Below are 12794 nucleotides of genomic sequence, written 5' to 3' on the forward strand. Positions count from 1 at the left end.
GAGCTACCCGGCTCACCCGCCGCCAAACGCTCGCGTCAGTACCCTTGATGGGATGAGTTCATCCGCCACGGCCCTCGTCCTGGACGACGGCTTCGCCCGCGAACTGCCCGAGATGGCGCTCGCGTGGCAGGCCGCGGACGCGCCGAATCCCCGCCTGCTCGTCCTCAACGAACCACTCGCCGCCGACCTCGGTCTGGACGCGGGATGGCTCCGCAGCCCCGACGGCGTCGGGTTCCTGATCGGCCGCTCGCTGCCCGAGGGCGCCACACCGGTCGCGCAGGCCTACGCCGGGCACCAGTTCGGCGGCCTCGTGCCTCGCCTCGGTGACGGCCGGGCCCTGCTGCTCGGCGAGATCGTCACCCCGGACGGTGGCCGGCGCGACCTGCACCTGAAGGGTTCTGGCAGAACGCCGTTCGCACGCGGCGGGGACGGCCTGGCCGCGGTCGGGCCGATGCTGCGCGAGTACGTGATCAGCGAGGCGATGCATGCGCTGGGCGTGCCGACCACCCGGTCGCTGGCCGTCACCGCGACGGGCAGCGACGTCGTCCGCGAGACGATGCTGCCGGGAGCGGTGCTGACCCGCGTCGCGAGCAGCCACCTGCGGGTGGGCAGCTTCGTCTACGCCGCGCTGACCCGCAACGACGACCTGCTCCGGCGCCTCGCCGACCATGCGATCGCACGCCACCACCCCGCCGCAGCCGACGCGGAACGGCCGTATCTGGCGCTGTTCGAGTCGGTGCTCGACGTGCAGGCGTCGCTGATCGCCCGGTGGATGCTGCTCGGGTTCGTGCACGGCGTGATGAACACCGACAACATGACGATCTCCGGCGAGACCATCGACTACGGTCCGTGCGCGTTCATGGAGACCTTCGATCCCGCAACGGTATTCAGTTCCATCGACCACGCGGGCCGGTACGCGTACGGCAACCAGCCCGCGATCGCCGCGTGGAATCTGGCCCGGTTCGCCGAGACCCTGCTCCCCCTGATCGACGAGGACGCCGACACGGCGATCGGCCTCGCGACCGAGTCGCTCGGCGGGTTCGGCCGCCGGTACGAGGCGGCCTACACCGAGGGCATGCGCGCCAAGCTCGGACTCGCGAACGACGAGGCCGCCGACGGACTCGCCTCCGGCCTGCTGGAGCTGCTGGCCGACAACCACGTCGACTACACCTCGTTCTTCCACGCGCTCACCGCTGCGGCCCGGGACGACGCCGAACCGGCACGCGGGCTGTTCGCCGATTTGGCCGGTGTCGACGCCTGGTTGGCGCGCTGGCGGGACGCCGGTCCGGATGCGGACGCGATGAGCCGGGTCAACCCCGTCTACATCCCCCGCAATCACCTGGTGGAGGAGGCGCTCGCCGCGGCCACCGACGGTGACCTCGCACCGTTCACCCGCCTGCTCGAGGCCGTCGGCGCACCGTTCGACGAGCGACCCGGGCTGGAGCGCTACGCGGAGCCCGCGCCGGTGGACTTCGGGGCCTACCGGACGTTCTGCGGTACCTGACCGGTCAAGCCCGCGCCGCGCTGCCCTGCAGCCACGCCTCCCACGGCACGCTCCAGTCGCCGTTCTGCCACTGCTCGAGTGGCTTGCCGCCGGTGTTGCGCACTTCGACGACGTCACCCGGCTGGGACAGGTCGTAGAACCACTTCGCGTTGGCGGCGCTGAGGTTCAGGCAGCCCGCCGACACGTTGGTGTTGCCCTGCGCCCACACCGTCGCCTCGCGCTCGTGCAGGTAGATGCCGTCGGGGCTGATCCGGGTCGCGTACGGAACGCTGATCCGGTAACCGGCTGCGGAGTCGACCGGGAGACCGTAGGTCGACGAGTCCATCATCACCGGATTCGCCTTGTCCATCACCGTGTAGGTGCCGCGCTGCGTCCAGAAGTGGATGGGCTGGTTCCCGGCGGACGTGGTGCCGCCGCGCCCCATCGACACCGGCATCGTGCGGACCAGTTCGCCGTCGACGAAGACGCTCACCTGCTTGGTGACGTCGTCGGCGATCGTGACGTGCGACCGGCCGATCCGGAATCCGACGCTGGTGTCCCGTTCGCCGAAGACGCCGTCACCGAGATCCGCGCCGTAGACCTTCGCCTCGACGCGCACCTCGGTCCCCGACGGGAAGTAGTGCCGTGGCCGCCAGTGCGCCTTGCGGTCGTTGATCCACGTCCACGCACCCTCGACGCGCGGCGTCGTCGTGACCTGGAGTCGGGACTGTGCGGCCGCCCGATCGGGTACGGTCCGGTCGAACTGGGCGACGACCACGGTGCCGACGCCGTAGGTGCCGCCGTCGGAGATGGGGATCCCGGCGGTGGTGTTCAGGGTCACGCGGGTCTGCTCGTCGGGGACGACGGTGGAGAAGGTCGACGTCTGGGAGCGGACGGCGGCGTTCGTGCCGCGCCCCGTGACGGCGAGGGTGTAGTCGCGTCCGTACCCGAGCGGCTCCGCTGGCCGCCACGTCCGACGGTCGGCGCCCATCTGGCCCGCGACCGTGCGGCCCTGCTCGTTGGTCAGCCGGACGTCGAGGAGCGTGCCCGACGTCGCCCGGACCGTCACCGCGTCGGCCGGTGGCACCTGCCGTGCGCCGGATCGCGGCGTGACCTCGACCGCGGCGGGCATGGGCGGCGGCAGCACGGCGGCCGCCTTCCCGACGCTCGCGGTCGTTTGGACCGCGCCTGCCGACGATCCGCCCTGGGACATGGTCACCAGCGCGGTGATCACGGCCACGGCGGTCAGCACCAGCAATCGGTGTCGGCGTCGCGCGGTCAACGGTGTCCTCCCCACTGTGTGGCAGTCGTGTACCGCCATACTAGAGAACCGGCGGACCCTGAGAATGCTCTCAGCGCAACGGAAGTGGTGAAGCGTTGCGTTCCCGCAACATCCGCGTCATCAACTCGCCCTCGGACTTCTGCGTGGCGAGCATCTGCCGGGCCAGGTCGCGCACGTAGCCCGTCTCGGCGTGCTCGGCGCCCGCGACGAGCATGTCGGTCCCGCCCTCGTGATGGCGCAGCATCAACTGCAGGAAGAGCACGTCGCGCGCGGCTCCCGTGGCCTGCCGCAGGGCTGCGAGATCGGCACCGTCGGCCATGCCCGGCATGGTCGTGGCGGCACCCATCCCCGCCATGCCCTCGTGGCCGTCGTGGCTCATCCACCCCATGTAGCCGCCCGTGGGCAGCAGCGGCTCCCCCCACGCGGTCAGCCAGCCCTGCATCCGGCCGATCTGGTTCTGCTGGCTGGTCAGGATGTCGAAGGCCAGGTTGCGCACCGCTGGATCGGCGCCGCCGGTGATCTCGGTGATCGCCATGTCGACGGCCTGCGCGTGGTGCACGGACATGTCCTGGGAGAAGCCGACGTCCACCGGACCCGCCGCCGCGTCGGCCGTGCGGTCGTCGCGGCCGATCAGTAGTCCCGCTCCGACCCCGAGGGCGAGCAGCAGGACGGCGCCGAACACGAGCCACCGGTGACCGCGCGTCATCGGCTACTTCGCACGCACGGGGGCGGCGTCGGGTCCCGGCGGGCTCGGGTCGAACGCCGGCGGGTCGTCGACGTCGAAATACGGTGAGGCGCAGCTTGCACCGGGCTCGGGATAGGTGTTCTCGTTCAGCCGCAGCTTCTCGATGAACTCGACCAGACGCGGATCGCCCGGATCGGTGAGCTTGAGCTGGTGGCCCCACGACTGGACGGACAGCGGGCTGTCAAGGCCGGGATAGGGCGACATCAGGCTGTAGGGCTGCCCCTCGATCATCGCGGCGAGGCCGTCGACCTGCTCCGGCGTCAGCGCATCGGGGTCGTAGGTGATCCACACCGCGCCGTGCTCGAGGGAGTGCACCGCGTTCTCGGACCGGATCGCCGTAGGGTAGACGACGCCGGTGCACGTCGCCCACACCTGGTCGTGCGCGCCACCGAACGGCGGCGCGTGGTCGTAGGCGACGCGCTTGTCGCCGTCCACGTGGTCGCCCGCCGGGTAGTCCTCGTGGACGATCCCCGGGATGCTCAGGGACGGGTCGGTCTCCGCGCTCGCGGGTGGGCGCGCGTCCTCACCTCGCGAGCCGAGGACCAGCCACGCCACCACGCCGATCACCGCGAGCACCGCGACCGCGGCGATGGTTCCCCAGGGCATGCCCGCGAACATCCGCGTCCTGCCGTCACCCGATCGCTCGTCCGCCACGCCGGCCAGTCTAGCCATCGCGCGTTCGGCCAGATGTCTACCAGAGGGTCCCGGTCGAAGCGTCGATCACGAATCCGTGTGCCCCGCTTAGAGTTTCGCACCGGACGGCACCGCGGGGGTCGACCGCGCAGCGGGTGGCGCCGTTGGTCAGGCGGTGCCGCACCGGCAGGACGTCGACGTTCCGGGTGAACTGGGGCGCGGCCACGCGCCGGTAGATCGCGGGCCCGCCGCCCTCGACGATCGTCTGATTGCTACCCGGCGGTGCGTCGGCGGGGGCGAAGTCACATGCCACGACCTGGCCGATCGGGCCGATGGCGCAGCCCCGTCCCGCGGGGGTCCGGAAGTACACCCAGCCGGGATCGCTGTCGATGGTGTGCCTGCCGGCGCCGAGCGCATACTTGTCGACGCCCACGTCCGGGTCCGGCGGGCCGCCACCCGTGGGCGTCACGGACCCGAAAGTCGTTGCAGTGTCATCGGTTCGACCGTCGCCGCAGCCGGCCGCGCCCAGGCTCACCGCCAGCACCGCGACGGCGAGCGCCGACGGTGCGCGCCGCATCTACCGCGCCTCGGCGGCGGTCAGCCGGACCTCGGACGACGTCTCGCGCGGGTCGATCAGGATCTTGGCGTGGGTCTCGGGATCGCCGAGGGCGGCGAACGCGTCCACCACGCCGTCGAGGCCCACGGTTCCGGTCACCAGCGGCGCCGCGTCCACCTTGCCCTCGGCCAGCATGTGCAGGGTGTCGCGGAACTCCAGCGGCGTGTAGCCGAACGCGAAGCGCATGTCGACCTCCTTGCTGATGGCCATCGCCGGCCGCAGCCGGTCCTCGCCCATGCAGACGCCGACCACGACCACCAGCGCGCTCAGCGGGGCGGCCGCCACGACGCCGTCGAGCATGCCCGGGACTCCGACGCACTCGAAGATCACCGGCCGCTTGGGTCCCGCGGCGCCGAACTTGTCGGCGGCGCGGTACAGGTGCTGCCAGCCCGGCACCCGTCGCAGCTTCTCCATCGATCCCATGCCGAGTTCGTAGAGTGCGGGCGCCGACGTCAGCACGCCCTTCTGGCGTGCCAGGTGGTCGAACGGCGAGTCGACGGCCGGGTCGACCACCACGTGGGCACCGCACCGCGACGCCAGGGCCCGCCGTCCCGGCGAGAAGTCGCTGGCGATGATCGTCGACACCCCGATGGCGCTCAGCAGGCAGATCACCGCGAGGCCGACGGGCCCGCAGCCGACCACGACCGCGACGTCCCGCTTGCCGACGTCGCTGCGCCGGACGGCGTGCAGCGCCACCGCCATCGGCTCGGTGAGCGCCGCGATGTCCAGCGAGAGTCCGTTGGGTACGACGAACGTCATGGCTCCCTCGACCACGACCCGTTCGGCGTACGCGCCCGGCGCCTTGGGCGACAGCCCGGTGAGGTGGACGGCGCCGTCGGCGCGGACCAGCGGGAACGACACCACGGTGGTCCCCGTCGCGAACTCCTTGGCGGCGCCGCGGCCCCGCTCGACGACCTCGCCGCAGAACTCGTGGCCCAGCACCACGGGGGTGTCGCCGCGCATGAAGTCGCCGTAGTCGACGGCCGCCATCACGTCGGTGAGTTCGTCGGCGTGGTCCTTGGCGTGCAGGTCCGAGCCGCAGATGCCGCAGCGCCGGACGTCGAGCACCAGCTGACCGGGGCCCGGCCGCGGGTCCGGCAGGTCGACGACGGTCAGGTCGCCCTGGACGCAGCTGACGGCCTTCACGAGCGGGGTGTGGCGCAGTCGGAGGTGAACACGACGCCAGTATCCCCCGGCGTCAGGCCCCGGCGGTGACCCGCACCGGGATGTTCCCCTGTCTGGGCAGTCCCGTGATCGGATCGAACTCGACGTCGGTGGGCACCAGCCGCCCGACGTTGCTCCCGCGGTCGAGGACCTCCGCGTCCTCGGCGGGAAGACCGCCGAATGCGTGGTGCATCGCGATGACGTCGCGGCGCAGGGTGTCGTCGGCCTCCACCACGCTGGGGATGCCGTCGTGCGGCGACGTCACGGTGACGAGGTCGCCGGATGCCAGCCCCAGCGCGGCGATCGAGTCGGGGTGCATGTAGGCGGGGTTGTAGGCCTTGCCCCGGTTGAGGGTCGGCAGGTTGGTGCCCGACGAGTTCATGAAGCTGCCGTGCCTGCGCGGGATCAGCCGGAACGGATACTCGGAATCGGCTCGCGCCGTGGCGAAGTCCTCCGCCAGGACCGCACCGAGGTCGTCGATCATGAAGGCGTTGGCGAGGTCGAGGCGTGCCGTGCAGTCCGCGTCGCGTTCCGCGACCACGTCGTCGACGTCGTAGATCTTGCCGTGCGGGTGGCGGCGGACCTCGTCGAACGGGATGCGCGACCCTGCGCACATCTGCTCGAACACCTCCTCGGTGGTCAGCGTCGTCTCACCGTTCATGTTGATGATCGCCGGCGGCGACTCCATGAACCGGCCCCCACCACCGCCGAAGAAGTTCACGAACCACAGGTCGAGGTTCATCCGCTTGGTCAGCCCGAGGAAGAACTGCCACTCCTCGGTCAGGTCGGAGCCCGGGGGCGGATCGACTATGCGCGGCACGTACTGCCCGTAGGGCGCCGGGATCCCCGTCCCGCTGGTGTAGTACTTGATGAGTTCGCTGCCCATCGTCATCGCCGGTGTCTCCATCTGCATCATCGGGGCGATGACGTAGTCGGCCAGCCGCGAGGTCAGCGACATCTCGGTGTCGAGGGTGACCAGCAGGTCCAGACTCTCCAACGCGCGCAACGTCTTCCGCTGGTCGGGCCACGCGGCCATGGGGTTGCCGCCGATGCAGATCAGCGCCTTGACCTGTCCGTCTCCAGGCAGCAGGATCTCGTCGGCCAGCGCCGCGGTCGGCATTCCGGCCACCGTGTCGGTGAGGTCGCGCACCCGCAGCTTCTCGCCGTACCCCCAACCCTCGTAGGGCGGGTGCGGCTGCGCCTTCGCGACGAACGCGGGCATGAGCGTGTTGGGCCGCAGCACCGGTTCCCCGGCGCGCTGCCACCGTCCGCAGATCGTGGTCAGGCACAGGCACAGGTACTCGAGCAGGCTGCCGTGCGCCGCGAAGTTCGCGCCGGTCCCGGCGTTGACCATCCCGCGCCGCTCGCCGTGGGTCGCGAAGAGCCGGGCCGCGTCGATCAGCTGCCGTTCTGGGATGTCGGCGCGCCGGGCGACGTACCCGGACGTGAAGCCGGCGACCGCTGCTGCGAGTTCGGTGAGGCCGCTGGCATTCTCGGCCACGAAGTCGGCGTCGTAGAGCATCTCGTCGAGGATGATCTTGATCATGCCCGCGACGATCGAGACGTCCTCGCCGGGGCGCGGCTGGATGTGGATCGCCGCACGCGCGGCGGTCTGTGAGCGGCGCGGGTCGACGACGATCAACTGCATGCCGCGCGTGATGGCGGTCCGCAGTCCCTGGCCGGGATTCTGACCGGGGATGCCGATCGCCTTCGACACGAGTGGGTTAGTCCCGATGAGCATCCAGGAGTCCGCGGTGTGGAAGTCGACGTCGCCGCCGAGCCAGTGCCCGTGCGCTGCCAGGGCGATCTGCTTGCCGGGCTGGTCGATGGTGTTGGCGGTGAAGAACATCGGCGATTCGATGGCTCGGATGAACGCGTTGGCCATCAGTGCCGATGCCGGGTACGGCAGGCCGTTGGTGCCGAGGTACATGGCGACCGACCGCGGGCCGTGCTCGTCGATCAGCTGCTGCAGCTCGACGGCGATCTCGTCCATCGCGCGTTCGGCGCCGATGGCCTCGTACGTGCCGTCGGTCCCGCGCTTCTGGCTGACGAGCAGCCGCCGCGGGTTGTTGTGGATGTCCGGCAGCGCCCGACCCTTGGCGCACGTGTAGCCCTTGAACATCGGGTTCTCGGGGTCACCCGTGACCTTGGTGAGCCTGCCGTCGGTGACGGTGGCGAGGACGCCGCAGTGCGCCGAGCAGATGCGGCAGATGCCGGGCTGCGTCGTGGTGGTCGGAGACACGCCCCCGATGCTAAGCGCTCGCTCAGCAGCAGGGACGTGATTGACGGCTATCCGTAGACGTCGAACATCCGGAACACGAGGTACACCGCCGCCACCAGGAAGATCGCCGTGAACACCAGCGTGACGATCAGCCACACCTTGGGTCCCGAGGTCCCGGCCCCGTGCGGCACCACGGGGTCCTTGTTCGCCGTCGCCGACATCGACGAGGCGTCCGGCGGCGTGTCACCGGGCTGGACACCCCCGCCCTCGTCGAGGGCGGGGATGTCTTCGCGATCCGGTTCCGGATCGGGCGGAAGTGCGGTCATGACGTCACGACGGTTCCCCGGCGCGGGCGGCACGACGGTTCTCCTTCTCGACGTCGGCCAGCTCCTCGACCTGGTCGGCGCGGCTCCGCTTGGCGGCCGCCTCGGTGCGCTTCTCGGCCGCGTCGTCGAGTTGCGCGTCGGCGACGTCGGTCACGGCCTTCTCCGCCGAGTCGATCCGAGCGTTCTCGACGCGCTTGGCCTGCTCCGCCTGCTTCTTGCGCTCGGCGGCCGCCTGGTCGGCGCGCTCCTTGGCCGTGGCGGTGCGCTTGGCGACCGTCTCGGTGGCGCGTTGCTTGCGGGCCTCGGCGTCGTCGCGCGCCTTCTCCTGCCGCTCGGCCTTCGCCTTGCGTGCCTCGTCCTGCTCCTCGGCGATCGCCTCGCGCTCGCTCTGGAGGTCGCTCTTGGCCTGCTGCCGCTTCTGCTCCGCGGCGTTCTCGAGTTGCGTCGCACGGGCCAGTGCGGCGCCTGCCTCGGCGCGTGAGGCACCACTGCTCTCAAGCCTCGGGTCCCGCAACCAATGGCCGACGGTCGCGTCGATTGCGCCGAACGAGCGCTCGTAGAGCAGTCGGCCGGGCGCCTCGGCGTCCATCTGCGCCACGACGCGCTGCTCGATGAACTGCAGCGGCAGTCGGGCGATTCGGTACTGCAGTCGCAACACGGCGACGGGAAGTTCAATGAGGTTCATCGTCGGCTCCTATCTGGTCAGGACTTGTCGGCGTCTGCGGCGGATTCGGCTGCGCGCTCGCGCATCAACTTGGCGCGGTCCTCCAGTGAGGCCGCCTCGTCGAGATCGTCGCGGAAGTCCTCGACGGCCTCGCCGTACTCCTCGGCCGCGTTGGCGACCTCGGCGCGGTGCTGGGCGTCGGCGATCTGCGACTCGCGCTGCGCAGCCGACTCGGCCGCCACGCGCTCACGCGCCAGGTCCGCCGCTCCGGCCTTCTCCGCGGCGGCCTTCTGCGCCTGCTTTTCGCTCTCGGCGGTCGCCTCGACGCCTGCGGTACGCGCTGCGGTCTCGGCTCGGCGCTGAGCGCCCTCGAGTTGGGCGTCGCGGGCCTCCTCGCGTGCTTCGGCACTCTCGGCCTCGGCGATCGCCTCGACGGCGTTGGCCTCCTTGCGCTCCTTGGCCTGAGCCTGCTCGAGTTGTCCCTCAGCGGTGAGCGAGTCGTTGCCCGTGACTGCGCCCGCGATCTCCTTGGCCTTGCCCTTGACCGAGTCGACCAATCCCTTGCGTGCCTGATCTGCGGTGTCTTCGTTGGTCATCCGGTTCTCCTTTCGGCATGGTTACCTGCCGGGAGAGATTCCTCGCATCGCGCGATCCAAACCCGTCGGAAGGGCGGGTCAGGCGGACGTCACCTCGTCGAGCGGATCATCCTTCGACGCCGACGTGCGCGGGAGTGCCCGCACCGCCGTCCGGATGGCGAAGTAAATTGACGTCGACGTGACGAGGAACACAGGCCAGCCCATCGCGATGCGGGCGACTCCGAGCAGGCCGGTCTGATCGGTTTCGTAGAGGTAGTACTGCACTCCGAACCGCGACCACCCCGCGACGGCCAGGACCAGTGTGGCGAGGTCGAATGCCACGCGGACGCGTCGGACCCGCCGCCACGTGCCGTCCCGCCCGGTGATCCACGCCCAGCCGACGCCCACCAGCGGCCACCGGATCAGCACCGAACCGGTGAATACGATCGCGGCCGCCAGGTAGGACCAGATGCCGGGTAGATAGAAGTCCTTGGCACGACCGGTGATCAGCGCGTAGGCGGCCGACCCCGCCACGGCGATGAACCCGAACAGCGACGGCCGCAGCGATTCGCGACGGATCAGCTGCCAGGCCAGCACCACCGCTGCGGTGCCGAGCGACGCGACGATGGCCGCGGTGAGGTCCGCGAAGGACAGCGCCAGGGCGAACACCGTCACCGGCAGCGACGTGTAGACGAGTCCGCTGTACCCGCCGGCCCGGGCCAGCAGGGCGTCGAACGGCGACCTCGAGTCCGTCACGCGTTCGAGGGTACTGAGGCCGGGACGACGGCCGGTGTGGCTACCTCGGTGTGACGGCCGCGGACATCTCGTCGACGGGAGCGCCGGACGAGTGACCCTTGACCCGGTCGGCCACGAACGACGCCGCCTGGTCGGTGAGCCCCGCCTGGGGGTAGAGGCTGTGTGCGGCCCGATCGTCGCCCGGCGAGCAGACCGGGTCCGCGCCGTTGCACAGTTCGATCGTCTTCGCGCCGTAGAGCGGGCTGTTGGCCGTCAGCGGCCTGCCGATCTTCTGCGACGGGTTGCCGAACACGGCGACCGCGGCGACGTGGTCGGCCACCTCGGGCGGCATGGGGACGCCGAAGCCGAACGTCTGCGCCGGGTCGGCGGTGATCAGGTCCACCACCGCCGCCCCCTGCGAGTAACCCCCGAGCACGATGCTGGTGGCCGGGCAGCTGGCGGCGAACGACTGGACCTGGGCCGCGGCGTCACGGGCGCCGGCGACCGCCTGCATGAAGTCGTCCGACGCGGGGTAGTTCACCGCGCTGACGGCGATCGATTCGCCCTTCAGGTCGCCCCGCAGCGAATCCACGAACGCCTGCCCGGTCCGGCCGATGCCGACGGGCTCGCCGGTGCCGCGGGCGAAGAGGACCTGGACGTCGGAGCAGGCGGCCGCCGACGCGACGGGCGCGACGGCGACGAGTCCCGCGGCGCCGACCAGACAGCCGGCGAGTACTCCGGTGGCTGCCAGCCCGAATGCTCGGCGCGGCTTCTCGTTCTCGAGCATGGTGTCTCCTGGTTCGTGACGCGGGCGGCCGGTGTTGGCCCTCTGCTGAGGGGAACCCGCCACCCGGCGTTTCCATTCCGCCGAAAGAGGTGATCGGCGGGGTCGGTCCGGCGCGGCAGAATGATGGGGGGACGGCGGCGAGCGGAGGAGGTCCCGTGTCGTTGACGGTGTCGCAGGTACTTGCGTCCCGCCCGGAGTCTCTACTCGACGCCGCGGGAAGTGTCGCACGACAGGCGGTGTCGGTCGGTCACCAGGTCGACGACGCCCGCGCCAGGGTGGACCGGACGTCGGACGCCTGGACCGGTGCGGCAGCGGACGCCTCGCGTTCCCGCGGGAGCGCCCTCGTCTCGGATGCGCAAACGTACCGGGAGACGTTGGACACACTGGGCAAGACGATGACGACGGGGGCCAACCGGCTCCGCGACATCCGCACCGACGTCCAGACCACCGTGGAGGGCGCCCGCGGCAAGGGTTGGATCGTGGCCGACGACGGGCAGGTGCGACCCGGCCCGCTGCTTCAGACCCTCGGTGCCACCTCGCCCACGACGGCCGTTCAGATCAAGCTGCTGGCCCTGCAGCTGACCACGGACCTCAAGACCAAGCTCGCCGACTTCCAGTCCGCCGACGTCTCCACCGCCGAGGCCATCCGGAGACTGGGCGACGACCCCGCCCCCAAGCCCGAGGCGAAGCCACCCACACCGCAGCCTCCGCCGCCGCCGCCACCTCCGAAGGACTCGAAGAATCCCGCGGAGATCGCCGCCGAGCACCTGGGGCGCAACGCGTCGGATCTCAAGGGCAGCGGCGACCTGCCGATGGACCCGAGCGTGCCCAACGACGTGTGCTGCGCCAACTTCGTCACCGCGACGCTGCAGAAGGCGGGTCTCATCGACTGGCACGACAACCGGGTCTACGAGATGTCGCAGCAGTTGCAGGCGCAGGGCTGGCATGCGGTGCCGGCGAGTGAGGCCAAGCCCGGCGACGTGGCCGTCATCAATGGCAACCAGCACACCGAACTGGTCTCGACCAACGTCGACGGCAAGATCACCCTGATCGGCTCCAACAACGTCAATCCCGATGGCAGCCAACAGATCAGCTACGGCAATCCCTACGGCGAGGTCGTCTACCTCTCGCCGCCCTGATCGCTCAGGTCGAACAGCGAGGGCGGCACCCCATGCTCGCGTGCCCAGCCCTGCCACGCCAGATCGGTCGGGCCCACCGCGCTGTCGACCACCCACCATCGGGTGCCCTCGCGACGCAGCAGCACGGCATAGGTGGTGGACCGGGCGTGGTGGGCCGCGGCCTCCTCGAACGGCGTACCGGTGTAGTCGATGAGCCTGCCGTCGTCGCCGAGGATGGTGCAGTAGAGGAACGCGACGTGCCCCACCTCGGTGACGCTGCGGACCCTCAAGCGTGCCGGTTTGCCGAGCGCGGCGACCAGGTGCCGCCACGCCGGTTCGAGGATCGCCTGATCGGTGATGTCGCCCATGGGCATCGGTGCCACCTCCTCCGCGTCCGCCCACCGTACCGAAGAGGTGCCGCGGCAGCCGTCCACGCCGACTTACG

14 protein-coding genes are annotated in these 12794 nt (G+C 70.6%); 2 read left to right on the plus strand and 12 right to left on the minus strand.

All coding sequences use genetic code 11. The features are described 5' to 3' along the window. Positions 1–52 precede the first annotated feature (52 nt). Positions 53–1504 carry a protein adenylyltransferase SelO gene (locus G6N64_RS04095; protein WP_163795725.1) on the plus strand — a complete coding sequence of 484 codons (1452 nt, stop codon included), beginning with the start codon at positions 53–55 and terminating at the stop codon, positions 1502–1504. Between the two features lie 4 nt (positions 1505–1508). Here G6N64_RS04095 and G6N64_RS04100 read toward each other — a convergent pair whose 3' ends face one another. The 11 genes from G6N64_RS04100 to G6N64_RS04150 all read right to left on the minus strand — a co-directional run bounded on the left by G6N64_RS04100 (position 1509) and on the right by G6N64_RS04150 (position 11231). Beyond that, a complete protein-coding gene (locus tag G6N64_RS04100) occupies positions 1509–2804 on the minus strand; it encodes a L,D-transpeptidase (protein WP_163795726.1) in 1296 nt (431 codons plus the stop codon). A 31-nt stretch (positions 2805–2835) separates the two neighbouring features. Continuing rightward, entirely contained in the window at positions 2836–3471 is a 636-nt protein-coding gene (locus G6N64_RS04105; RefSeq protein WP_163795727.1) for a DUF305 domain-containing protein, read from the minus strand. 3 nt (positions 3472–3474) lie between these two features. Continuing rightward, positions 3475–4164 (minus strand): thioredoxin-like domain-containing protein, encoded by a 690-nt coding sequence (locus G6N64_RS04110; RefSeq protein ID WP_308206647.1) that lies wholly within the window; start codon positions 4162–4164, stop codon positions 3475–3477. Between the two features lie 37 nt (positions 4165–4201). Continuing rightward, the gene (locus tag G6N64_RS04115) at positions 4202–4720 is read right to left on the minus strand and encodes a hypothetical protein (protein WP_163795728.1); all 519 of its coding nucleotides are present in this window, start codon (positions 4718–4720) and stop codon (positions 4202–4204) included. After that, positions 4721–5905 carry a zinc-binding dehydrogenase gene (locus G6N64_RS04120; protein ID WP_163795729.1) on the minus strand — a complete coding sequence of 395 codons (1185 nt, stop codon included), beginning with the start codon at positions 5903–5905 and terminating at the stop codon, positions 4721–4723. It lies immediately after the preceding gene. A 52-nt stretch (positions 5906–5957) separates the two neighbouring features. Next, positions 5958–8165, minus strand: coding sequence for a molybdopterin-containing oxidoreductase family protein (locus G6N64_RS04125; protein WP_163795730.1), 2208 nt, complete (start codon positions 8163–8165; stop codon positions 5958–5960). Between the two features lie 47 nt (positions 8166–8212). Further along, the gene (locus G6N64_RS04130; protein WP_163795731.1) at positions 8213–8470 is read right to left on the minus strand and encodes a DUF6480 family protein; all 258 of its coding nucleotides are present in this window, start codon (positions 8468–8470) and stop codon (positions 8213–8215) included. Between the two features lie 4 nt (positions 8471–8474). Continuing rightward, a complete protein-coding gene (locus tag G6N64_RS04135; RefSeq protein ID WP_163795732.1) occupies positions 8475–9155 on the minus strand; it encodes an IF2 family translation initiation factor in 681 nt (226 codons plus the stop codon). 17 nt (positions 9156–9172) lie between these two features. Further along, entirely contained in the window at positions 9173–9730 is a 558-nt protein-coding gene (locus tag G6N64_RS04140) for a CsbD family protein (RefSeq protein ID WP_163795733.1), read from the minus strand. Positions 9731–9808: 78 nt separating this feature from the next. Continuing rightward, positions 9809–10465 (minus strand): DUF3159 domain-containing protein, encoded by a 657-nt coding sequence (locus tag G6N64_RS04145; protein ID WP_163795734.1) that lies wholly within the window; start codon positions 10463–10465, stop codon positions 9809–9811. 40 nt (positions 10466–10505) lie between these two features. Continuing rightward, positions 10506–11231, minus strand: a complete 726-nt coding sequence (locus tag G6N64_RS04150; RefSeq protein WP_174266756.1) for a cutinase family protein — start codon at positions 11229–11231, stop codon at positions 10506–10508. Positions 11232–11386: 155 nt separating this feature from the next. On the opposite strand from G6N64_RS04150, the gene G6N64_RS04155 reads away from it, so the two are divergent. After that, complete coding sequence (locus G6N64_RS04155) at positions 11387–12370, plus strand: WXG100 family type VII secretion target (protein WP_163795735.1); 984 nt, start codon at positions 11387–11389, stop codon at positions 12368–12370. On the opposite strand, the gene G6N64_RS04160 is transcribed toward G6N64_RS04155, so the two are convergent. Beyond that, positions 12352–12723 (minus strand): hypothetical protein, encoded by a 372-nt coding sequence (locus tag G6N64_RS04160; protein WP_163795736.1) that lies wholly within the window; start codon positions 12721–12723, stop codon positions 12352–12354. The two genes, G6N64_RS04155 and G6N64_RS04160, sit on opposite strands and share 19 nt — an antisense overlap. Positions 12724–12794: the final 71 nt, after the last annotated feature.

Origin of the sequence: Mycolicibacterium sediminis (assembly GCF_010731735.1) — a bacterium.
Taxonomy (GTDB): Bacteria; Actinomycetota; Actinomycetes; order Mycobacteriales; family Mycobacteriaceae; genus Mycobacterium; species Mycobacterium sediminis.